The organism is Micromonospora sp. NPDC049903, from assembly GCF_044460945.1.
GTDB lineage: Bacteria > Actinomycetota > Actinomycetes > Mycobacteriales > Micromonosporaceae > Micromonospora.
On record NZ_JBITKL010000037.1, the window covers coordinates 22,827 to 44,186 of the forward strand.

20 protein-coding genes and 1 pseudogene are annotated in these 21,360 nt (G+C 72.3%); 14 read left to right on the plus strand and 7 right to left on the minus strand.

Features of this window, described 5'->3' with window-relative positions:
- Positions 1-9: 9 nt before the first annotated feature.
- From lepB to ACIBO1_RS30195, 4 genes are all read left to right on the plus strand, one after another.
- Positions 10-645: a signal peptidase I gene (gene lepB, locus ACIBO1_RS30180; protein ID WP_131052215.1), complete on the plus strand. Its 636-nt coding sequence runs from the start codon at positions 10-12 to the stop codon at positions 643-645.
- A gap of 61 nt (positions 646-706) precedes the next feature.
- A complete protein-coding gene (locus ACIBO1_RS30185) occupies positions 707-1,195 on the plus strand; it encodes an NUDIX hydrolase (RefSeq protein ID WP_396752396.1) in 489 nt (162 codons plus the stop codon).
- Positions 1,189-2,001, plus strand: a complete 813-nt coding sequence (locus tag ACIBO1_RS30190) for a ribonuclease HII (protein WP_396752398.1) — start codon at positions 1,189-1,191, stop codon at positions 1,999-2,001. Before ACIBO1_RS30185 ends, ACIBO1_RS30190 begins: the two co-directional genes overlap by 7 nt.
- Positions 1,998-2,321 carry a DUF2469 domain-containing protein gene (locus ACIBO1_RS30195; RefSeq protein ID WP_007075222.1) on the plus strand — a complete coding sequence of 108 codons (324 nt, stop codon included), beginning with the start codon at positions 1,998-2,000 and terminating at the stop codon, positions 2,319-2,321. The genes ACIBO1_RS30190 and ACIBO1_RS30195 overlap by 4 nt, the downstream gene beginning before the upstream one ends.
- 68 nt (positions 2,322-2,389) lie before the next feature.
- Here the strand turns inward: ACIBO1_RS30195 and ACIBO1_RS30200 are convergent, their stop codons facing one another.
- A complete protein-coding gene (locus tag ACIBO1_RS30200; protein ID WP_396752400.1) occupies positions 2,390-3,043 on the minus strand; it encodes an SAM-dependent methyltransferase in 654 nt (217 codons plus the stop codon).
- 499 nt (positions 3,044-3,542) lie between these two features.
- Between ACIBO1_RS30200 and ACIBO1_RS30205 the strand changes: the two are divergent.
- Positions 3,543-4,118: pseudogene (locus ACIBO1_RS30205) on the plus strand (murein hydrolase activator EnvC family protein); the annotation flags it as partial.
- Positions 4,119-4,183: 65 nt separating this feature from the next.
- On the opposite strand, the gene ACIBO1_RS30210 reads toward ACIBO1_RS30205, so the two are convergent.
- The 5 genes from ACIBO1_RS30210 to ACIBO1_RS30230 form a co-directional block, all read right to left on the minus strand.
- Positions 4,184-5,365, minus strand: coding sequence for an aminotransferase class V-fold PLP-dependent enzyme (locus tag ACIBO1_RS30210; protein WP_396752402.1), 1,182 nt, complete (start codon positions 5,363-5,365; stop codon positions 4,184-4,186).
- A gap of 44 nt (positions 5,366-5,409) precedes the next feature.
- Complete coding sequence (locus ACIBO1_RS30215; RefSeq protein ID WP_396752404.1) at positions 5,410-6,609, minus strand: tyrosine recombinase XerC; 1,200 nt, start codon at positions 6,607-6,609, stop codon at positions 5,410-5,412.
- A 108-nt stretch (positions 6,610-6,717) separates the two neighbouring features.
- Positions 6,718-7,911 carry a DNA-processing protein DprA gene (gene dprA, locus ACIBO1_RS30220; RefSeq protein ID WP_396752406.1) on the minus strand — a complete coding sequence of 398 codons (1,194 nt, stop codon included), beginning with the start codon at positions 7,909-7,911 and terminating at the stop codon, positions 6,718-6,720.
- Positions 7,908-9,425, minus strand: a complete 1,518-nt coding sequence (locus ACIBO1_RS30225) for a YifB family Mg chelatase-like AAA ATPase (RefSeq protein WP_396752408.1) — start codon at positions 9,423-9,425, stop codon at positions 7,908-7,910. Before ACIBO1_RS30225 ends, dprA begins: the two co-directional genes overlap by 4 nt.
- A 151-nt stretch (positions 9,426-9,576) precedes the next feature.
- The gene (locus ACIBO1_RS30230; RefSeq protein ID WP_350693687.1) at positions 9,577-9,936 is read right to left on the minus strand and encodes a YraN family protein; all 360 of its coding nucleotides are present in this window, start codon (positions 9,934-9,936) and stop codon (positions 9,577-9,579) included.
- 192 nt (positions 9,937-10,128) lie between these two features.
- Here ACIBO1_RS30230 and ACIBO1_RS30235 point away from each other — a divergent pair, with 192 nt between their 5' ends.
- From ACIBO1_RS30235 to ACIBO1_RS30270, 8 genes are all read left to right on the plus strand, one after another.
- Entirely contained in the window at positions 10,129-11,169 is a 1,041-nt protein-coding gene (locus ACIBO1_RS30235; protein WP_396752410.1) for a hypothetical protein, read from the plus strand.
- A 328-nt stretch (positions 11,170-11,497) separates the two neighbouring features.
- Complete coding sequence (gene rpsB / locus ACIBO1_RS30240) at positions 11,498-12,394, plus strand: 30S ribosomal protein S2 (RefSeq protein WP_396752412.1); 897 nt, start codon at positions 11,498-11,500, stop codon at positions 12,392-12,394.
- 135 nt (positions 12,395-12,529) lie between these two features.
- Complete coding sequence (gene tsf, locus ACIBO1_RS30245) at positions 12,530-13,357, plus strand: translation elongation factor Ts (RefSeq protein WP_350693691.1); 828 nt, start codon at positions 12,530-12,532, stop codon at positions 13,355-13,357.
- Between the two features lie 150 nt (positions 13,358-13,507).
- Positions 13,508-14,275 (plus strand): UMP kinase, encoded by a 768-nt coding sequence (pyrH, locus tag ACIBO1_RS30250; protein ID WP_350693692.1) that lies wholly within the window; start codon positions 13,508-13,510, stop codon positions 14,273-14,275.
- 84 nt (positions 14,276-14,359) lie between these two features.
- The gene (gene frr, locus ACIBO1_RS30255) at positions 14,360-14,917 is read left to right on the plus strand and encodes a ribosome recycling factor (RefSeq protein WP_131057263.1); all 558 of its coding nucleotides are present in this window, start codon (positions 14,360-14,362) and stop codon (positions 14,915-14,917) included.
- A 295-nt stretch (positions 14,918-15,212) separates the two neighbouring features.
- Positions 15,213-16,610, plus strand: a complete 1,398-nt coding sequence (locus ACIBO1_RS30260; protein WP_396752415.1) for a phosphatidate cytidylyltransferase — start codon at positions 15,213-15,215, stop codon at positions 16,608-16,610.
- Between the two features lie 104 nt (positions 16,611-16,714).
- Complete coding sequence (gene rlmN / locus ACIBO1_RS30265) at positions 16,715-17,866, plus strand: 23S rRNA (adenine(2503)-C(2))-methyltransferase RlmN (protein WP_350693695.1); 1,152 nt, start codon at positions 16,715-16,717, stop codon at positions 17,864-17,866.
- Between the two features lie 31 nt (positions 17,867-17,897).
- Entirely contained in the window at positions 17,898-19,214 is a 1,317-nt protein-coding gene (locus ACIBO1_RS30270; protein ID WP_396752418.1) for a DivIVA domain-containing protein, read from the plus strand.
- 94 nt (positions 19,215-19,308) lie between these two features.
- On the opposite strand, the gene ACIBO1_RS30275 is transcribed toward ACIBO1_RS30270, so the two are convergent.
- Entirely contained in the window at positions 19,309-19,530 is a 222-nt protein-coding gene (locus ACIBO1_RS30275) for a DUF2631 domain-containing protein (protein WP_396752420.1), read from the minus strand.
- Positions 19,531-19,758: 228 nt separating this feature from the next.
- Between ACIBO1_RS30275 and ACIBO1_RS30280 the strand changes: the two genes are divergently transcribed.
- Positions 19,759-21,336, plus strand: a complete 1,578-nt coding sequence (locus tag ACIBO1_RS30280; RefSeq protein ID WP_396752422.1) for a Rieske 2Fe-2S domain-containing protein — start codon at positions 19,759-19,761, stop codon at positions 21,334-21,336.
- Positions 21,337-21,360 lie beyond the last annotated feature (24 nt).

Genomic DNA, 21,360 nt, shown 5'->3' on the forward strand with positions numbered 1-21,360 from the left:
GCTCCTTCCGTGATTGACGAGCAGACCGACAAGTCGCGCCACTCGTTCTGGAAGGAACTGCCCATCCTTCTGGGGGTGGCGATCGTGGTCGCGGTACTGGTGCGAGCCTTCGTGCTGCAGACCTTCTTCATCCCCTCGCCGTCGATGGAGAACACTCTCAAGATCGACGATCGGGTGCTGGTCAACAAGCTGGTGTACAACTTCCGGTCACCGCACCGGGGCGAGGTCATCGTCTTCAAGGCGCCGGTGGAGTGGAGCGGCAACCCGGCGGGGGAGGACTTCATCAAGCGCGTGATCGGCGTCGGCGGCGACCGGATCGTCTGCTGCGACGACCAGGACCGGCTGACGATCAACGGCACGCCGCTGGACGAGCCGTACATCTTCTCCTTCGACGGACGGCGCGACAAGCCGGCGGACCAGGAGTTCGACGTGCAGGTGCCGCCGGGCCGGCTCTGGGTGATGGGCGACCACCGGTCCGCCTCCGGCGACTCGCTGGAGCACTACCAGCAGTCCGGGCAGAACATCGACACGGCCACCATCCCCGAGCAGGACGTGGTGGGTCGGGCCTTCACGATCTTCTGGCCGGTCGACCGGGCCACCCTGCTGACCGTGCCCGAGCAGTTCGAGTCGATCCCGCAACCCTGACCCCGGGCGCCCGGCAACGGGTGGCGTGGGAGTTGTCGGCGGGGTCTGGCAGGCTATTGCCGTGACGGTCTATACCCCGAGGCGCGCTGCCCGCGTGCTCCTGGTCGACGCGGCGGGCAGGTTGCTGCTCTTCCGTGGCGTCGACCCGGCCCGACCGGAGCACGGCCGCTGGTGGTTCACCGTCGGCGGTGGCCTCGACCCCGGGGAGACGTACGTCGAGGGCGCCGCCCGTGAGCTGGCCGAGGAGACCGGATTGCGGCTGTCCGTGGCCGAGATCGGCGAGCCGGTGCACGCCGACCTGATCGAGTTCCCCTTCGACGGGGTGTGGTATCGGCAGGAGCAGCAGTTCTTCCTCGTGCGGGTGGCGGCGCACGAGGTCGACACCGCGGGGTTCAACGAGATCGAGCGGGGCAGCGTGGACGGCCACCGATGGTGGTCGGCGGCGGAGCTGGCCGGCACCGACGAGCGGTACTACCCGCAGGACCTGCCGCAGTTGCTGGCCCGGGTGCTCGCCGACGGCCCGGCCCGGACCTCGGGTGCGGCATGCTGACCCCGCCCCGCACCGTGGTACGCCGCGACGCCGGTCTCTATGCGTTGGAACGCGCCCTGCAACGACGGGGCTTCCGACACGTCGCCGGTGCCGACGAGGCCGGTCGGGGCGCCTGTGCCGGGCCGCTGGTGGCCGCCGCCGCGATCCTGCCCGAGGGGCGACGCGGCGAGATCGACGGGCTGGCCGACTCCAAGCTGCTCACCCCGGCCAGTCGGGAGCGGGTGTACGACGAGGTCGTCGCGCGTGCCCTGGCGTACGCGGTGGTGGTCGTGCCGGCCGAGGAGGTCGACGCCCGAGGGCTGCACGTGTGCAACCTGGCCGCCATGCGTCGGGCGCTCGCCTCGCTCACGGTGCGCCCGGAGTACGTGCTGACCGACGGGTTCGGCGTGGACGGACTGGGCGTGCCCGGTCTGGCGGTCTGGAAGGGCGACCGGGTGGCCGCCTGCGTGGCGGCGGCGAGCGTGCTGGCCAAGGTCACCCGGGACCGGATCATGGTGGAGCTGGACGGGGTGCATCCCGGCTACGGCTTCGCCGAGCACAAGGGGTACGTCACCGCGGAGCACAGCGCGGCGTTGCGCGACCGTGGGCCGTGCCCGCAACACCGGTTCTCGTACGTCAACGTGGCCGCCGTCTCGGGGCGGGACGGTAGGCCGCCACGCTCCCGGCGGCCGCTGGGTGCAAGCCCGGACGAGCCGATGGAGCGCTCAGCCGCCGTAGGGGGTACCGTCGGCGTGGCGTTGGGCGAGCAGCCTCGGCCTCCGGCGTCGGTGGGGGAAGATGTGGTCATGGAAGGCGGAGTGCGATGAGCGCGGAAGATCTCGAGAAGTACGAGACCGAGATGGAGCTCCAGCTCTACCGGGAGTACCGCGACATCGTCCGTCAGTTCTCCTACGTGGTGGAGACCGAGCGCCGGTTCTACCTGGCGAACCAGGTCGACCTGCACGTGCGTAACTCCGACGGCGAGGTCTACTTCGAGGTCGAGATGCACGACGCGTGGGTGTGGGACATGTATCGCCCCGCCCGGTTCGTGAAGAACGTTCGAGTGATGACGTTCAAGGACGTCAACGTCGAGGAGCTGGAGAAGCCGGACATCTCCCTCCCCGCCGACTCCGGCTTCGGCGGCTGACCCGCACGTCCCGCCCGGACGGGCATCGCCGGTGACCCCCACCGCCGCGATCCGTCCACCGTGTCCGGTCAGCGGTCGACCTCGTCGGTCGGCCGCCCGGTGAACTCGAACATCGTCACCCCGCTCGGCAGCGGTCGAGGCGTACCGAGAAACCGGTGCACGCCCACCCCCACCCCGTCTGCCGGAGAGCTGACCGCCACCGGGGCGAAGCCTTCCTCGGCGAACCAGTCGCAGATCGCTGGCACCAGGTCCGGTGCCCCTCGGTGCCGGGTCCAGAAGACCGTGCCGTCGGTGGCGCAGAGCGACGCGCAGTGGCCCACCGTGGCCCGGATGTCCGCCTCGGTGATGTTGCCGAAGACGCCGCAGACCAGCACCAGGTCGGCCGGGACCAGTCCGGCGTACGCGTCGGTGCGGGCCGCGTCACCGGGCACCACCTCGACCCCGGACAACCCGGCCCGCGCCACCGCCGCCCGTGCCACCTCGACGTTGCGCGGATCGAGCTCCACCAGCCGGGCGGTCACGTCACCGCCACGCGGGTGCGTCGCCAGCACCGGAATCAGGTCACGTCCCTGACCGGCACAGAGACTGACCGCCCGCAGAGGCCCGGGCCGTGCCGCGTCCAGCGCCGCGCCGACGTGGGTACGCACCGCCGCCAGCCGCCGGGACAGCGGCGAGGCGGGGTCGGTGTACTGGTCGTGCCAGGCGTACCAATCGCGCGTCATCCCGTCGAGCCTAGGCCCGCTGAGCCATAGCAGATCAGCTCCTCCGGCGCGGGTTGTCCACAGGACGTCCCGCTGTCCACAGGCGAGGCGCGCGGGGCAGCCGGCCGGCGTCCGTCCGGTCAGGATCGCCGACATGCCCATCCGGTCACTGATCAGACTCGGTCCTTCCGCTTCGGCGTCGCCTGTCCCGGCGCGGTCTGCCCTGGTGTGGTCCGCCTTGGTGCCGCGTGCCTCGGCGTGGCTCGCCTCGGTGCGGTCCGGCTCGGTGGCTGGTTCGAGCGGGCGGGTGTCGGCGTGGGGTGGCGAGGTTGTGCCATCTCTTGCCGCGCGTGTGCGGCCGACGGTCACCCCGCGTCCCACTGCGTGGCGGTGTGCCGTCGTTTCACCGGCCGGTGCGGCACGCCCGCGTTCGGCGGCCCGGCGCGGCGGCAGGCGGGGTGTCGTGCTCTCCGGTGTCGTCGCGCTGCTGCCGGTACTGGCATCGCCGGCGGTCGCGGTCATGCCGCATGCCGCTCCGGTGCGGACCGGGCTCGCGGCCGTCTCGCCTGGTGGCGCGCCAGTTCCGGGCCTGCCGTCTGCGGCTGCCGCATCGCCCGCGCCAGCCGTTTCGCCTCCGGTCGTGCCGTTCCGGGCTGCTCGGGAACGGCCGGTCGAGACCGGGCGGTTCAGGTGGCCGGTCGACGGTCGGCCGCACCCGGTGCGTCGGTTCGATCCGCCGCCCCGCCCGTGGTTGCCCGGTCATCGCGGGGTCGACCTGCTCGCTCCGGCCGGTGCGACGATCCGGGCTGCCGGCACCGGCACGGTCCTGTTCGCCGGCATGGTCGCCGGCCGCCCGGTGCTCTCCGTGACGCACCCGGACGGCCTGCGTACCACCTACGAGCCGGTCCGGGCGGACGTCACGGTCGGCACGTCGGTGTCGGCGGGAACCGCGCTGGGCACCCTGCTGCCCGGCCATGCCGGCTGCCCCGAGGCGGCGTGCCTGCACTGGGGGCTACGCCGGGGAGACGACTACCTCGATCCGCTGGCGCTGCTTGGTCTCGGTCGATCCCGCCTGCTGCCGCTCGACCCGGACCCGGCCGCCGTCATGTTCCGTGGCGGGCGGATGATCCCCGCGCGACCACCCGGACGGCGGAACGACGGTCAGCGTTGGGCGAGCAGGGTGGGCAGCCGGACGGCGAGCCGCTCGTACTCGTCCGGCGAGTTGTACACCTGCCCGCACAGCCGCAGCAGCCCCCGTCCACCGAAGGTCATGACGGCCACCTGGGTGGCGAGCCGATCGGCGATCCGGGCCTGCAACGCCCGCGCCGCGTCGAGGGTCGTGGCGAGGCCCGCCGGCAACGGGACGATCCGCATGGCGACCGTCGGCCCGCCGGGGTCGAGCAGTTCGGCGGGCGGCACCGCGAGCGCATCCCCGACCACCCGCTGCCCGTACGCGGCCAGTGCGGCGTTGTGCGCGCGTACCCGGTCCACGCCCAGGTTGCGCAGCGTGTAGAGCCCGGCCGGTGCGCTGAGCCAGGCGGTGTAGTCCGCCGTCCCCTGCCACTCCAACCGGCCGGGGAAGCCCGACTCCTGTTCCCAGGAGACCACCAGCGGCTCGATCCGCTCCCGCCACGCCGGTGACACCACGAGCACGGCGGTGCCGCGTGGGGCGTACCCCCACTTGTGCAGGTTGCCGACCCAGAAGTCGGCGCCGATGCTCTGCACCGACGCGGCCAGCATGCCCGGCGCGTGCGCGGCGTCGACCAGCACCGGCACACCCTGCTCCCGGGCGATCCCGACGATCGCGGCGACCGGGAACAGCCGGGCCGTGGCCGAGGTGACCTGGTCCACCACCAGCAGCCGGGTACGCCCCGGACGCAGCCCGGACCGGACGACCTGCAGGATCTCCTCGTCGGTGGCGGCCAGCGGCACCCGCAGCACGCGGTGGGTCACCCCGCTCCGGCGACATTCCCGCTGCACCGACAGGGTGACCGCGCCATAGCCGTGGTCGGTGGTGAGCACCTCGTCGCCTTCGCGCAGCCCGAGCGACTGGAGCACCACCGCCACGCCGGTGGTGGCGTTCGGGGTCAGCGCGGTGCCGTCCGGGTCCGCGCCCAGAAAACCGGCGAGGTGTCGGCGGGTGTGCGCGATCCGGTCGGCCAGTCCCTGCACGAAGAAGCGCAGCGGATCCGACTCCATCTCGTCGCGCAACCGTTGCTGGGTCCGTTGCGCGACGATCGGCACCGCCCCGAACGAACCGTGGTTGAGGTGACTGGTCGCCGGATCGAGGGAGAAGAGCAGACGGGCACCCGCGATCGGCTCGGGCGGCGGCGGGACGCTCACCCGATGATCGTAACCGCTGACCGGCCTCGCCCGGCCCGCTCCGGTCAGGCGCGGGGATGGGCCTGCCGGTACGCGGCGCGCAGCCGCTCCACGGAGACGTGGGTGTAGACCTGGGTGCTGGCCAGCGACGAGTGCCCCAGCAACTCCTGCACCGCTCGCAGGTCCGCGCCACCTTCGAGCAGGTGGGTGGCGGCCGAGTGGCGCAGCGCGTGCGGGCTCGTCCGGGGCAGGTCGGCGGCCTCGGCGTACCCGGCGACGATCCGGCGGGCGGTCGTCGGGTTGAGACGACCACCCCGAGCGCCGAGCAGGAGCGCGTCGCGCGAACCCGGGACCGCCAGCACCGGCCGCCCCCGCCGCAGCCAGTCGTCGAGGGCACGCTGAGCAGGCAGCCCGTACGGCACGCTCCGTTCCCGACCACCCTTGCCGTGGACCCGCACCACGCGTCGGGCGTGGTCGACGTCGGCCACGTCGAGCCCGCACGCCTCGCTGATCCGTACCCCCGTGCCGTAGAGCAGCTCCAACAGCACCCGGTCCCGCAGTAGCACCGCCTCGGCGGCCCGATCCGGCTTCCCGGGGCCGTCACCGGGTGCGCGGTGTCCCCGATCAGTCCGCCCGACGTCCGTGTCGGCGGCCCCCGGCACGGCATCGGTGTCGGTGGCCCTTGGCGCGGCATAGGTGTCGGCGGTCTCCGGCGCGGTGCCGGGGCTGGCGGCCTTCGGCGTGGCGTCGGTGTCGGTGGCCTTCGGCGCGGTGTCGGGGCCGGTGCTGTGGTCGGTGACGCGGGCGGGGGCGGTGACGCGGGTCGGTGCCTCGACGAGCTGGGCGGCCTGGTCGGCACGGAGCACCGTGGGTAGGGTCCGCTGCGCGCGGGGACTGGCCAGGGTGGCGGCCACGTCGGTGGGCAGCAGCCCCTCCCGGTGGGCCCAGGCGCTGAAGGTCCGCGCCGCCGCCGCCCGCCGGGCCATGGAGGTGCGGGCCGCGCCCGTCGTGCGTTGCCGGGCCAGCCAGCTACGGACCGTGTCGAGGGTCAACTCGGCGACCCGGGTACAGCCCATCCGTCGCGCATGCTCCATCAGGGACACCAGATCCGCGACGTAGGCGCGTACGGTGTGGGCCGACCGGTTGCGGACCGAGGCGAGGTGGCGGGCGAAGTCGTCCACCGCGTCGCGCAGCGGCTCCGGCAGCGCCGCGTGCACCGCCCGGGTGCCGCGGACGTCCCGGCCCTGTCCGTCCGTACCCCGCACGGCTGCCAGCCTACGGCCGGTCGGCGCCACCCGCGACCACGCGGCCCGGCCGGGCGCGCTTGCCGGGTGCGGACGCCCGTGTGTCGGGTGCGGACGCCCGTGTCGGGTTCACGGGGACCGGGGCGGATGACCTGCCGGGTCGGCCAGGGCGTACCCGTCCTCGCGTCGCACCACGAGGGACAGTTCCTCGAGCATCGGCAGCGTGCGCAGCACCGTGCGGACGACCAGGCCGGCCCTTGCCGCGATGTCGTCCACGCCGAGGGTGCCGCGCCGGGGCAGCGACTCCAGGATCGACCTCGCGTCGTCGTCGAGCAGGTCGGCGGGGTGCTCCGGACCGCGCGGCACCGGCGCCAGCTCACCGATCGGGCCCACCTCCTCCAACACCTGGGCCAACCCGGTCACCAGCCGTGCCGCCGAATCTGCCCGCAGGATCTCGTGCGCCCCGACCGACATCGCCGAGGTGACCGGACCGGGCACCACCATCGCGCGCTTGTTCAGGGCGAGCGCGCGTCGGGTGGTCTGGGTCGCGCCGCTGCGCGCCGCCGCCTCCACCAGCACGGTGCCCCTGGTGGCCGCCGCGATCACCCGGTTCCGGATGAGGAAGCGTGGACGCAACGGCTCGGCGCCCGGCGGCCACTCGCTCACCAACAGACCGGTCTCGGCGATCCGGTCGAACAGCGCGGTGTTGCCCAGCGGATATGGCCGGTCCACTCCACACGCGAGCACCGCGACGGTCAACCCACCGGCGTTCAGGGCGCCTCGGTGTGCGGCGGCGTCGATGCCGAACGCGCCGCCGGAGACGACCGTCCACTCCCGGTCGGCCAGCCCGTAGGCCAGGTCGGTGGCGACGTGCATGCCGTACGGTGTGGCCGCCCGCGCCCCCACCACCGCTACCGACCGCTCCAACGTCTCGTCCAACCGCCACGAGCCGCGTACCCAGAAGCAGAGCGGGGGATCGGTCTCGATGTCGACCCGACGCTGCTTGCCGGGCAGGTCGAGCCGGAGGTGGCGCAACTGCTCGACCGTCGTCGGCCACTCGTCGTCGTCGGGCGTGACGAGGCGGGCACCGAGCCGGTCGGTGCGGCGTAGCGCCTCGGCGGCGACCGCCCGGGGATCACCGGCCCGGGTGCGCGCGGCCACGGTGTTGCGCAGGTCCTCCTGCGGCGCCCCGCCGTCGAGCAGCAGGTCCAGTGCGGCCACCGGCCCGATCTCGGCGACCAACCGGTAGACCGAGCGGGTGCCCGGCTCGGCCAGCCAGGTCAGCGCCACCCGCGCCAGCCGCGACTCCTCGTGCGTGCTCACGTACCCTCTCCCGTCCTGAGTGTGATGGCCTCGGCGATGTCCTTCTTGTCCGGCTGGGTCCGTCCGTCCAGGTCGGCGATCGTCCAGGCCAGCCGGATGACCCGGTCGAAGCCCCGGGCGGACAGCGACCCGGAGTCCAGCCGGGCCCGCAGGTCGGCGGTGACCGGGTTGGGCAGCCGCCACGGTGCCCGGCGCAGATTCGGCCCGGGTATCTCGGAGTTGAGCCGGCGTCCCAGCGCCGCCCACCGCTCGGCGGCGGCCTCCCGTGCGGCGGCGACCCGCACGGCGACGACCGCCGAGGACTCGTGGGCCGCCGGTTCCATCAGCTCGGCCGCCCGCATCGGTTGCAGGCGGACCTGGAGGTCGATCCGGTCGAGCAGCGGACCGGAGAGCCGGGCGAGGTAGCGGCGGCGGGCCGCCGGAGCGCACTCGCACCGGTCGTCGCCCGCCGGGTTCGCACACGGGCACGGATTGGCGGCCAGCACCAGTTGGGCCCGGGCCGGGTATTCGGCGCCGCCCCGGCTGCGGGTCAGCAGCACCCGACCGTGCTCCAACGGCTGGCGTAGCGCCTCCAGCGCCGGCTTGCTGAACTCGGGGGCCTCGTCGAGAAAGAGCACTCCACGGTGTGCGAGGGAGATCGCGCCCGGCCGGGCCAGCCCCGCGCCGCCGCCGACGATGGAGGGCACGGTGGCGGTGTGGTGCGGGGCCTGGAACGGTGGCCGCCGGATCAGCCGACCGCCGGCCGGCAGCAGACCCGCGACCGAGTGCAGTGCGGTCACCTCCAGCGCCGCGGCGTCGTCCAGCGTCGGCAGGATCGACGGCAGACGTTCGGCCAGCATGGTCTTGCCGGCGCCGGGCGGCCCGATCAACGCCAGATGGTGTCCACCGGCGGCGGCGACCTCCAGCGCCCGTCGGCCGAGCCCCTGCCCGGCGACGTCGGCGAGATCCGGTCCGGTGACCGCCTCCGGCGCGTCGTCGACCGGCGGTTCGATCAGCGGTCGGCCGTCGCGGACGAAGCAGACCAGCCGATGCAGGCTGTCCACGCCCCGCACCCGCAGGCCGGGCACGACGGCGGCCTCGGCGGCGTTGCCCACCGGCACGATCACCCGGTCGATGCCGGCCCGAGCCGCCGCGGCCACCATCGGCAGGACGCCCCGGACCGGGCGTACCGCGCCGTCGAGACCCAGCTCGCCGAGGATCGCCACGCCGTCCAGCGGGAGCAGCGGCAGCTCACCCGAGCCGCCGAGCAACGCCACCGCGATCGCCAGGTCGAACGTCGACCCGAACTTGGGCAGGGTGGCCGGCAGCAGGTTGAGGGTGATCCGCCGGTTGGGCCAGCGCTGGCCGGAGTTCACCACGGCGGCGCGGACCCGGTCGCGGGCCTCGTGCAGCGCCGTGTCGGGCAACCCGGAGATGACCACTCCGGGCAGGCCCGGTGCGAGATCCGCCTCCACCTCCACCAGGTGTCCCTCCACCCCGACCAGGCCGACGCAGAGCACCCGGGCATAGCTCATCGCGGACCCACCGGACACTCGTACGGCGACACGACCCCGCCGGTCGACGGGCGCACCTCGATGCCGCGTGACGGGCGTGCTCGACCGCCGGTCGACGGGTGTGTCCCACCGCCGGTCGGTGGCGGCGCGCTTCGTCCGGCGTCGCGGGGCATCAGAAGGCACCCTTGAGGTGTTCGACCCGGGCCCGGCCGGCTGCGGGCAGCAGGACCGAGAGGACGTCGAAGCGGATCTCGTCGGCAGTGGTGCCGGTGCTCGCGAGCCAGGCGGCGGCGAGCCGGCGCAGGCGGCGCGCCTTCCGGGCCACCACGGCCTCGGCGGGACTGCCGAAGCGGGTGGTGCGACGCGTCTTCACCTCGCAGAAGGCGAGCACCGGCCCGTCCCAGGCGATGATGTCGATCTCTCCGGAGGGGCAGCGCCAGTTCCGCTCCACCGGCCGCAGGCCCGTCTCGATCAGGTGTCGGACGGCGCACCGTTCCCCGTAGCCGCCGACCGCCTGGTTCCGCTTGGTCATGCCGGCACCCTGCGCCCGTACGTGGTGCCGGGGCGACCCCGCCGACGCGACCTGTGGACAACGGCAGGGGCTGTGGACGAACAGACGATCATGCCTTTCGTGTGCTAGGCGTGCGCTAATCCACGAATCCGGCCGTTACTCTGCGTACCTGGTCGAAAGGGAACCGGGCCTCTGGCCAGGCGCGGGACGGGAATGGCGTACGCCCTGCCCGTCGCATACGGTGCCGACGTGGACGGAAGACGCAGCTTTGCCGATGACCAGGAGTCGCGCTGGTACCCGGGTGAACGCGACCGCGGCTACGGCGACCCGGATTGGCGCAGTGCCTCGGAGGCGCGGTACCGCGACGAGGATCCCCTGACCGCTCCCGAGCAGCGGGCGGACGACGACGACCGGTACGGCTCGCCTCGGCGCTTCGGCACCCCTGATCCGCTCGGTGACGCCCCGGCCGAGACCGAGCGCTACCGGGCGTCGCGCTTCCGGCGGCCGGACGCTGCCATCGATCCGGAGATCTCCGGTGAACTGCCCACCGATCGTCCCGGTCGTCGGGCCGCCCGGGAAGCGGCGCCTACCTCCGGCGGAGCGCTGCCGGTGACCGATCCGACCCGGCCGGCCCCGCTGGGCGGGTACCCGATCGTCGAGGCCAAGCGGTCGACGGAGACGCCGAACCCGTTGGAGATGCCGACCGGCCCGATGCCGCCGGTGGCGCCTCGAACGGACCTGCCGACCGCCGACCACTCGTATCCGGCCGGCGGCGACACCGGGTACCAGGCCGGCAGCGACCCCGAGCCGTCGGCGGCGGGCGCCGTACACCAGTCCGGTGTTGCCGGTACCGGCTTGCCGGCCAGCGGTGCGGGATCCGCGTATCCGGTCGACGCCGCGACCGCCGGCTACCAGGCGCTGGCGACGCAGCCGGGGCTGCCGGCGGGTGACGGTGTCTACCGGTCGCGTCGTCCGGTGCTCGCGGTGCTGTTCGCCGTGCTGGTCGCGATCTTCGAGGTGCCCGCGCTGCTGGTGCTGCTGCACGGCGTCACCGCGGATCCGGTCTCCGCCGCCGACGTGCTGACCGGCATGCTCCTGATGATCGGTCTGCCGATCTTCGCGGCCGGCCTGTACGGGCTGCGGACCACCGGCTTCTCGCTCACCGACGGGGCACGAGGCTGGCTGCGGCCGCCCACCGCGTACCTGACCGTCGGCCTGGCGCTCTTCCTCACTGCCGCGCTGGCCGCCGGCTGAACCACCGGCGGCACCCGCCCGCGTCGTAGCGGCGTCGGGCGGACGTCGGCGTCCCGAGGATGTTAGGAGGGGACCCCTCCTATACCGCAGGCGTTAGTAGGGGGCCCTTCCTTACACCCGGGCGTGGCGGGGTGGGGAGGGCGCGTACACTGGGCGACTGGCGACCGCCTCGCGCGGTCGACCTCGCGTGCCCTCTCCACGAATCGTCGTGGGGCGACGGCCTCCCTGGTCCCGACCCTGTCGGGCCCGTCATGGCCGGCGACCGGGCGCCAGGACGCCCGACCGCCGGTCGGGCGGCACAACCAGGGACCGCAAGGAGTAATCAACCATGGCCGTCGTGACCATGCGTCAGCTGCTGGAGAGTGGTGTTCACTTCGGGCACCAGACCCGGCGCTGGAACCCGAAGATGAAGCGCTTCATCTTCACCGAGCGTAACGGCATCTACATCATCGACCTCCGCCAGACTCTCGACTACATCGAGAAGGCGTACGAGTTCGTGCGCAACACGGTGGCGGAGGGAGGCAGCATCCTCTTCGTCGGCACCAAGAAGCAGGCCCAGGAGGCGATCTCCGAGCAGGCGACGCGGGTCGGTCAGCCGTACGTCAACCACCGCTGGCTCGGTGGCATGCTGACCAACTTCCAGACGGTGTACAAGCGGCTGCAGCGGATGAAGGAGCTGGAGGCCCTCGGTGACCTCAGCGGCACCGCCGCCGGGTACACCAAGAAGGAGACCCTGCAGCTCTCCCGCGAGAAGATCAAGCTGTCCCGCACCCTGGGTGGTCTGCGGGACATGCAGAAGCTTCCGGCCGCGGTCTGGGTGGTCGACACCAAGAAGGAGCACATCGCCGTCGACGAGGCCCGCAAGCTGGGCATCCCGGTGATCGCCGTGCTCGACACCAACTGCGACCCGGACGAGGTCGACTTCCCGATCCCGGGCAACGACGACGCGATCCGCTCGGCTGAGCTGCTGACCAGGGTCGTCGCCGCCGCCGTCGCCGACGGTCTGATCGCCCGCTCCGGCCGTCGCCGGGGCGGCGACGAGAAGCCGGAGGCCGGCGTGGCCACCGACGAGCCGCTGGCCGAGTGGGAGCGCGAGCTGCTCGAGGAGCCGAAGAAGGCCGACGAGCCGCAGCAGCCCGCCGAGCCGCAGGCAGCTGCCGAGCCGCAGAAGGTCGACGAGCCGCAGCAGCCCGCCGAGCAGCCGGCCGCCGTCGCCGGTCAGTGACCGCACCGCCGCCGGCCACCGTCCGTCCCTGACGGCGGTGGCCGGCGGCGGGCAGACCGGGCACGAACCTCTCGGAACCGGGTAATCGTCACCTCAGTCCATTTCACCCGCAGTCCCAACACCGAAGAGAGAGCCATGTCCCAGATCACCGCGGCGGACGTCAAGAAGCTCCGCGACCTGACCGGCGCCGGCATGATGGACAGCAAGAAGGCCCTGACCGAGGCCGAGGGCGACTTCGACAAGGCCGTCGAGATCCTGCGCGTCAAGGGCGCCAAGGACGTCGGCAAGCGGGCCGGTCGGACGGCCGCGAACGGCCTCGTCGCCCACTCCGGTCAGGCGCTGCTGGAGCTCAACTGCGAGACCGACTTCGTCGCCAAGAACGACGCCTTCATCGCGCTCGCCCAGCAGCTGGTCGAGCACGGTGAGCGCTCGGGTGCGAGCAACGCCGAGGAACTGCTGGCCAGCGAGATCGACGGCCGTCCGGTCGCCGACGTGGTCCAGGAGCAGTCCGCCAAGATCGGCGAGAAGCTGGTGCTGAACCGCTTCGCCAAGCTGGACGGCACGGTCGCGGTCTACCTGCACCGCAAGGCCCAGGACCTGCCCCCGGCGGTGGGCGTGCTGGTGCAGTACGCCGGCAAGGCCGACGAGGCCGGCGACGCCGACGCCCGTGGCGCTGCCATGCAGATCGCCGCGATGCGTCCGAAGTACCTCACCCGGGACGAGGTGCCGGCGGAGATCGTCGAGTCCGAGCGGCGGATCGCCGAGCAGACCGCCCGCGAGGAGAACAAGCCCGAGGCCGCTCTGCCGAAGATCGTCGAGGGCCGGGTCAACTCCTTCTTCAAGGACTTCGTGCTGCTGGAGCAGTCGTCGGTCACCGACAACAAGAAGTCGGTGAAGCAGGTGCTGGCCGAGGCCGGCATCGAGATCACCCGCTTCGTGCGGTTCGAGGTCGGCCAGTCCTGACCTTCGGCCGGGCGTACGCGCCCGCGCTGGGCAACGACACGACGAGGAGGCCGCCGGTGTACGCGACACACACCGCGGTCTCCTCGTCCCATAAGGTCGGCAACGGCAGATGTGCGCACCCGGGCGCGGCAGTGGGGGAAGGACGGGCGGATGACGCAGGTTGTGAGTGACCCGACGCTGGCGGTGGACGACCCGACGGCACCACCGCCCGGCCGGGCCCGCCGGGTGGTGCTGAAGCTCTCCGGCGAGGTGTTCGGCGGCGGCGAGATCGGCGTGGACCCGGACGTTGTCCAGGCCATCGCCCGGCAGATCGCCACCGTGGTCCGCCGCGGTGTGCAGGTCTCGGTGGTGGTCGGCGGCGGCAACTTCTTCCGCGGCGCGGAGTTGCAGAAGCGCGGCATGGACCGGGCCCGGGCCGACTACATGGGCATGCTCGGCACCGTGATGAACTGCCTCGCCCTGCAGGACTTCCTGGAGAAGGAGGGCATCGAGACCCGCGTGCAGAGCGCGATCACGATGGCCCAGGTGGCGGAGCCGTACATCCCGTTGCGGGCGATCCGGCACCTGGAGAAGGGCCGGGTCGTCATCTTCGGCGCCGGCGCGGGTATGCCGTACTTCTCCACCGACACCACGGCCGCCCAGCGTGCGCTGGAGATCCACGCGGACGTGGTGCTGATGAGCAAGAACGGCGTGGACGGCGTCTACAGCGCCGACCCCCGGATCGACCCGACCGCCAGCAAGTTCGACTCGATCACCTTCTCCGAGGTGCTGCGCCGCAACCTGCGGGTCGCCGACGCGGCCGCCTTCAGCCTCTGCATGGAGAACGGACTACCGATGCTGGTCTTCGGCGCGCAGGGCGACGACACCATCGTCCGCGCGGTGGGCGGCGACAAGATCGGCACGCTGATCACCACCTGAGCTGACCGTCGACGGTGACCTCGGCGGTCCGTCCCGGTGACCCGACAAGCCCACGACGAGCACAAGAAGGAGGCGAGGAGAGCGGTGATCGATGACACCCTCCTCGAGGCCGAGGAGAAGATGGAGCGTGCGGTCGAGCACGCCAAGGAGGAGTTCGGTGCCATCCGCACCGGTCGCGCCACTCCGGCCATGTTCTCCAAGATCATCATTGACTACTACGGCAGCCCCACGCCGCTGACCCAGATGGCGTCCGTGGGCGTCCCCGAGCCGCGCATGGCCATCATCAAGCCGTACGACAACTCGCAGATCAACGCCATGGAGAAGGCGATCCGCGACTCGGACCTCGGGGTGAACCCGAACAACGAGGGTAACCAGCTGCGCATCCTGCTCCCGCAGATGACCGAGGAGCGCCGCCGCGACATGATCAAGGTCGCCCGGAACAAGGGCGAGGAGGCGAAGATCGCCATCCGCAACATCCGTCGCAAGGGCAAGGAAGAGCTGGACCGGCTCGTCAAGGACGGCGAGGTCGGCGAGGACGACGGCCGTCGCGCGGAGAAGGAACTGGACGACGTGACCCAGCGCTACGTGGCGCACGTCGACGAGTTGGTCAAGCACAAGGAAGCCGAGCTGCTGGAGGTCTGATCCGCCGCCACCCTCGCCACGTACGCCCGCCTCGTCGATCATGACGTTGTCGTCCTCCGGCTCTCCGGCCGGTACGGCAAGCTCATGATCGACGAGGCGGGCGGTGGGTACTGGTGCGTCCTGCGGAGCCTCCGGGTGCAGTAGGCTCGGCACGATTCCCGGCGACCCGGGGGTGAACGGTGGAGATCAACCGGCTTACCGGCCGGCGAATCAGACGGAGCGCCTCGCGCGGGTAGGGGATGGTAGTGGCTGTGCGTCAAGTGGTTGATCTCGTACCGCTGTCGTCCGGTGCGTGATGTCCCACCTCGACCCCTACGGTGGCGCCGAGGCCCGCGGCTGGGACCGCCCGGATCGGCCGACCTCGTTGCCCTGGCCAGACCCGGACCTCGAACCCGGCCCGTGGTCGCGCGGCCCGCACCCCGGCGCTGAACTCTCCGCCGAGCCGCGTACCCGCCCGCGTCCGCCGGCCGACAACCCGTACGCCCGGCCCGTCGAGGACCGGGGCGACCCGGCGGGACCCGGATTCGGCTCCCGACCCGACCCGTTCGACGACCGTGACGTCCCCGGGCGGTACGACGACTCGGCCGGTCCGTACGACGACCGGAACCAGCCGCGTGACGCCCCCGACGCTGCTCCGCGACGCACCGAGGGCAACGGACATCGCGACCTGGAGCACGAGGACGCGCCGACGGCGCAGTTCGCACCGGTACGCCCCGACGACGGCCGGGACCACGACGACGCGCCGACCACGCAGCTCGCTCCGGTGCCGGCGGACGACGCCCCCGAGCCCGAGCCCGACGCCGACCCGGCCCAGGCCCGACGCCACCGTGGGCGACGGCGGGCCGGTGCCGGTCGTCCGGCGAGTCAGCCGACGCCGAGCCGCGCCGGCCGGAACCTGCCGGCCGCCATCGCCGTCGGGGCCTGCCTCGGCGCCGCCGTCCTGTTGCCGCTGTTCCTGTACACCCCGGCGTTCCTGTTGCTGATCGCGGCGGCCTACGGCGTGGGCATCTGGGAGATGTCCCGGGCGGTACGCCGTGGCGGTGCCCGGGTCCCGCTGGTCCCGCTGATCTCCGGTGGCGTGCTCACCGTGACCCTGGGCTGGTTCGCCGGCCTGGACGCGCTCCTGCTCGGCCTGCTGGTCACCCTCGCGGGCACCCTGGTCTGGCAGCTCGGTGACGGCGTCGCCGGCCTCCGGCGGGACATGACCGCGGCCACCCTCATCGCGGTGTACGTGCCCTTCCTCGGCGGCTTCGCCGCACTGCTCGCCTCCTCGCCCGGTGACGGCCCGCTGCGGGTGCTGGTGACCCTGGTCGCGGTGGTGCTCTCCGACACCGGCGGGTACGCGGCCGGTGCCAACTTCGGCAAGCACCCGATGGCGCCGACGATCAGCCCGAAGAAGTCCTGGGAGGGGCTGGTCGGCTCGCTGGGTGCCGCGGCGCTGGGCAGCGCCGTGCTGCTCTGGCTGCTGTTCGACGTAGCCCCCTGGTGGGGTGCCGTGTTCGGGATGGCGATCTCGGCGGCGGCGGTCATCGGTGACCTCGCCGAGTCCATGATCAAGCGGGATCTGGGCGTGAAGGACATGAGCAACCTGCTGCCCGGGCACGGCGGTCTGATGGACCGGCTCGACTCGGTCCTGTTCGCGGTGCCGACCGCGTACCTGCTGCTGGTGGTCTTCGTGCCGGCGGTGAACTGAGGCATGGACCACGCCGGCGTGCCCGGGTCACGCAGGGGGTCGGAGGGGATGCGCCGCCTCCGGACGGGTGCGTTCCTCGGCGGGCGTGCCAGACTGGACGGGCCATGACGAGTCTGCCCCTGATCCCGGTCGACCCGGACGCGCCCGGCGCGCGTCGGGCGGCGATGCCACCGCAACACCTCGCCGACCTCGACCTGAACGGTCGCAAGGAGTTGGTGACGGAGCTGGGCGAGCCGGCTTTCCGAGCCCGCCAGATCTCCACCCACTACTTCGGTCGCCTGGTGCGTGACCCGGCGCTGATGACCGACCTGCCGGCGGCGTCCCGTGACCGGCTGGCCGACCGGCTACTGCCCCGGCTGCTCAACCCGGTACGCGAGCTGGCCTGCGACGACGGGGCGACCCGGAAGGCGCTCTGGCGGCTGCACGACGGCTCGATGGTGGAGAGCGTGCTGATGGGGTACCCGGACCGGGTCACCGTCTGCATCTCCAGCCAGGCCGGATGTGGCATGGCCTGCCCGTTCTGCGCCACCGGCCAGGCCGGGCTGACCCGCAACCTGTCGACCGCCGAGATCGTCGACCAGGCGGTCTACCTGGCCGGGGTGGCCGCCTCCGGCGCGGTCGCCGGGTCACCGCCGAGGCTCTCGCACGTGGTCTTCATGGGCATGGGGGAGCCGCTGGCGAACTACAACCGGGTGGTCGCGGCGATCCGTCGGCTGGTCACGCCGGCCCCCGAGGGTCTGGGTCTGTCGCAGCGCCACATCACCGTCTCCACGGTCGGCCTGGTGCCCGCCATCAACCGGCTGGCCAGCGAAGACCTGTCGGTGACTCTTGCGTTGTCGCTGCACGCGCCCGATGATGAGCTGCGCGACGAACTCGTGCCGGTCAACCAGCGCTGGAAGGTGTCCGAGGTGCTGGCGGCGGCCTGGGCCTACGCGGCCCGGACAGGGCGTCGCGTGTCGATCGAATACGCGATGATCAAGGACGTGAACGACCAGCCGTGGCGAGCGGACCTGCTCGGGCGGCTGCTGGCCGGCAAGCTGGCCCACGTGAACCTGATTCCGCTCAACCCGACTCCGGGCAGCCGCTGGGACGCCAGCCCGAAGCCGGTCGAGCGGGAGTTCGTCCGGCGGTTGCGCGACGCCGGGGTGTCCACCACGGTGCGGGACACCCGAGGTCGCGAGATCGACGGGGCGTGTGGGCAGCTGGCCGCCGCGGAGGACAGGGGCACCGACCCGGCCGGGGAGATGTCAGCGTGACCGGGCGTGGCGAACGAGACCAGGAGACATAGTGGCGAGTCAGGGTCAGCGTTTCCGGCGTAAGGCGCTCCGCCGGGGCTACAAGGTTGACGAGGTGGACGCTTTCCTGGACCGGGTCGAGGCGACTCTCGCGGGTCAGCCCGTCGGCGCCCCGGTGGTCTCGCAGGAGGTCCACGACGTCGTCTTCCGGGTCCGCTTCAACGGCTACGACGAGTGGCAGGTCGACCTGCACCTCGACCGGGTCGAGCGGCAGCTGGCCGAGGTGGAGGAACGCGGCGGTACGGGTGGCGTCCGGGGCAGCGACTCCGGGATGGGCTCGTCGGACCGGATGGCGCCCCCGGACCGGATGGGTCCGCCCGATCGCATGGGTCCGCCGGACCGGATGGGACCCCCGGACCGCATGGGTCCGCCGGGGCGCGATGAGCGGGGCATGGCCCCGGTGCCGCAGCCGCCGATGCCGCCCCGGTCGATGCCGGCACAGGCCGGCCCCTACGGCCGCTATGACGAACCGACGGGAGCCTTCGCCGGCGGGTACGACTCCCCGCGCGGCGGGTACGACGGACCGCGCGGTGGCGGTCCGATGGGGCCCGGTGGCCAGATGGGGCCGCCCGGCGCACAGATGGGTCACGGCGGCCCGCCGCCGCGCGGCCTGCCCGCCGGTCCCGGCGGCTACGGCCCGCCGGACGGGCCGGGCGGGTACGGCCCGCCGGAGGGTCGGGGTGGCTACGGCTCGCAGGACGGCCCGGGCGGGTACGGCCCGCCGGAAGGCCGAGGTGGCTACGGTCCGCAGGACGGCCCCGGTGGGTACGGCTCGCCGGACTACGGTCCGCCGGACGGGCCGGGCGGGTACGGCCCGCCGGAGGGTCGGGGCGGCTACGGTCCGCCGGACGAGCAGCGGTTCGACGGCTTCGAGGCGGGACGCCACGGCCGGACCGACATGACCGCGGAGATCCGGATGCCGGACCGTGAGCAGCGGCGTGGCCCGCAGGGGAGCCCGCCCGGGCTGCCGCAACAGGCGATCGGCGGTCCGTCGATGGGCGTGCCCTCGCTGGGTGGCCCGCCGGCCATGGCCGGCCCGCCGATGGCCGGGCCGCCCGGCAGCGACCTCTACCGGGTGGACGAGATCCGGCGCAGCTTTCAGGTGCGTCGCTTCGGCAGCGGGTACGACCCCGACCAGGTGGACCGGTTCTTCGACACCCTGCTCGGTGGGATGGCTGGCCGGAACCCGATGCCGGTCAACCCGAAGGACCTGGACACGCTCCGGTTCGGGCTGGTGCAGGGCGGCTACTTCGAGGCCGAGGTCGACGCCGCGCTGAAGAACGTGCAGGACATCCTCTTCGGCCGCTGAGCCACCACGACGAGAGCCGCCCCGCCCGGCGGCGCGACGAGGGCCCGCCCCTTCCGGGACGGGCCCTCGTCGTACGTAGTGTCGTCTGCTCGGCTCAGGAACGCAGGCCGTTGCGCCGCAGCACCGTGTCGCCGATCACGATGAGCAGCAGGAGCGCGGCGACCCCGACCAGCCAGAGGTCCTCGACCCTGCCCTCGTGGTTGCCACAGAGCATGGCCAGCATCGCGAACGCGGTGAGGACCGCGCCGATCCGCCCGGCCTTGCGGTGCCCGGGCTTGTGCTGGTCTGGCGACGTTACCGGCTCGCTTCCCGCCACTGTCGGTCCTTCCTCGCGTTCGGATCTCCGGTTAGTCTGGCACGCCACCCGGGAGGGGACCTGCGGTGGGGCGGATACGCGGGGCCGACGCCTGCTGCGCCGACCTCGGGACCTTCGGCCCGGCCGGGTGGGCCGGGCGACTATGGCGGCGTCGCGGGGCGCAGACCAGACTGCCTCCGGTAGCGTTCTGACGTACACCTTGATTGTCTTTTTTGAGGGGGAACTGCGGTGCGAGTGACCGGTACCGGGCACGCCAGCATGCGGATCGACACGGCTGCGGGCAGCATCCTGTGCGACCCGTGGGTCAACCCGGCCTACTTCGCCTCCTGGTTCCCGTTCCCGGACAACTCGTTGCTCGACTGGGAGACCCTCGGCGACGTCGACTACCTGTACGTCTCGCATCTGCACCGGGACCACTTCGACGCGGCCCACCTCAAGCGGTACGTGTCGAAGAAGGCCACCGTGCTGCTGCCGGAGTTCCCCACCTCCGAGATGGAGGACGAGTTCCGGGCGCTGGGCTTCACGAAGTTCCTGAAGACCCGCAACGAGGAGGTGTACGAGCTGGACGGTGGCCTGAAGATCATGATCCAGGCGCTGACCAGCCCGACCGACGGTCCGATCGGTGACTCCTCGCTCTGGGTGGAGTACGACGGTGTCCGGCTGCTGAACCAGAACGACGCCCGCCCCACCGACCTGACCACCTTCGCCGAACTGGGTCACGTGCACGCGCACCTGCTCCAGTTCTCCGGCGCGATCTGGTACCCGATGGTGTACGAGCTGCCGCAGTCGGCGAAGACCGCGTTCGGCAAGCAGAAGCGGGACCGGCAGTTCGACCGCACCTGGCGCTACATCGACGACCTCAAGGCCGACCACGTCTTCCCGATCGCCGGCCCGCCGTGCTTCCTCGACGACGAGCTGTGGCAGTTCAACGACATCTTCGGTGACGAGGGCAACATCTTCCCCGACCAGTCGGTCTTCCTGAGCGAGTACGCCAAGGTCGGCGGCACCAACGGCATCGTGCTGCTGCCCGGCAGCGTCTCCGAGGTGACCACCGAGGGGGCGACCACCACCCACCCGGTGCCAATCGAGGAGTTCTTCGCCAACAAGGCCGCTCACCTGGAGGAGATGCGCGAACGCAAGCGGCCGGTGATCGAGGCGGAGAAGGCGTCCTGGCGGCACCCCGAGGTGGACGTGCTCAAGGAGATGAAGCGGCGGATCGAGCCGTTGCTGGACGAGTCGATCTATCTCGCCAAGGGCGTCGGCGGCCCGGTCCGCTTCGACCTGGTGGGCTACGACGGCGAGAGCATCGAGTCGATCGTGGTCGACTTCCCCGGCAAGCAGGTCCGGCCGTACGCGGACGAAAAGGTGCGCTACCGGTTCCGCACCGAGCGGGCGCTGGTCGAGCACCTGCTGCACATCGGTGAGGTGGACTGGGTCAACTCGCTCTTCCTCTCCTGCCGCTTCTCGGCCGCCCGGATCGGCCAGTACAACGAGTTCGTGTACGCCTTCTTCAAGTGCCTCTCCACCGAGCGCCTCCAGTACGCCGAGGGCTGGTACGACGAGCACGAGCGGGCGGTGGACGCCGAGGACATCACCCTGGGCGACTGGGTGGTGCAGCGGCGCTGCCCGCACCTGAAGGCGGACCTGAGCCGGTTCGGCATCGTCGAGGGCGACCAGCTCACCTGCCAACTGCACGGGTGGCGTTTCGACCTGCCCAGCGGCCGCTGTCTGACCAGTGTCGGGCACAAGGTCCGCGCCCACCGGGTCGGCGAGGAGGCCCCGGAGAGCCCGCAGCCCGCGAGCTGACTGTTGTAAGGAGGGGTCCCCTGC

Bases quoted from the DNA above. Each gene is read 5' to 3' on its own strand.
- ACIBO1_RS30195 (WP_007075222.1), top strand. From the start codon at position 1,998: ATGAGCGCGGAAGATCTCGAGAAGTACGAGACCGAGATGGAGCTCCAG.
- rlmN (WP_350693695.1), top strand. From the start codon at position 16,715: ATGACGAGTCTGCCCCTGATCCCGGTCGACCCGGACGCGCCCGGCGCG.
- ACIBO1_RS30200 (WP_396752400.1), bottom strand. From the start codon at position 3,043: ATGACGCGCGATTGGTACGCCTGGCACGACCAGTACACCGACCCCGCC.
- tsf (WP_350693691.1), top strand. From the start codon at position 12,530: ATGTCCCAGATCACCGCGGCGGACGTCAAGAAGCTCCGCGACCTGACC.
- ACIBO1_RS30225 (WP_396752408.1), bottom strand. From the start codon at position 9,425: ATGAGCTATGCCCGGGTGCTCTGCGTCGGCCTGGTCGGGGTGGAGGGA.
- ACIBO1_RS30235 (WP_396752410.1), top strand. From the start codon at position 10,129: ATGGCGTACGCCCTGCCCGTCGCATACGGTGCCGACGTGGACGGAAGA.
- rpsB (WP_396752412.1), top strand. From the start codon at position 11,498: ATGGCCGTCGTGACCATGCGTCAGCTGCTGGAGAGTGGTGTTCACTTC.
- ACIBO1_RS30190 (WP_396752398.1), top strand. From the start codon at position 1,189: ATGCTGACCCCGCCCCGCACCGTGGTACGCCGCGACGCCGGTCTCTAT.
- ACIBO1_RS30260 (WP_396752415.1), top strand. From the start codon at position 15,213: ATGTCCCACCTCGACCCCTACGGTGGCGCCGAGGCCCGCGGCTGGGAC.
- ACIBO1_RS30230 (WP_350693687.1), bottom strand. From the start codon at position 9,936: ATGACCAAGCGGAACCAGGCGGTCGGCGGCTACGGGGAACGGTGCGCC.
- pyrH (WP_350693692.1), top strand. From the start codon at position 13,508: ATGACGCAGGTTGTGAGTGACCCGACGCTGGCGGTGGACGACCCGACG.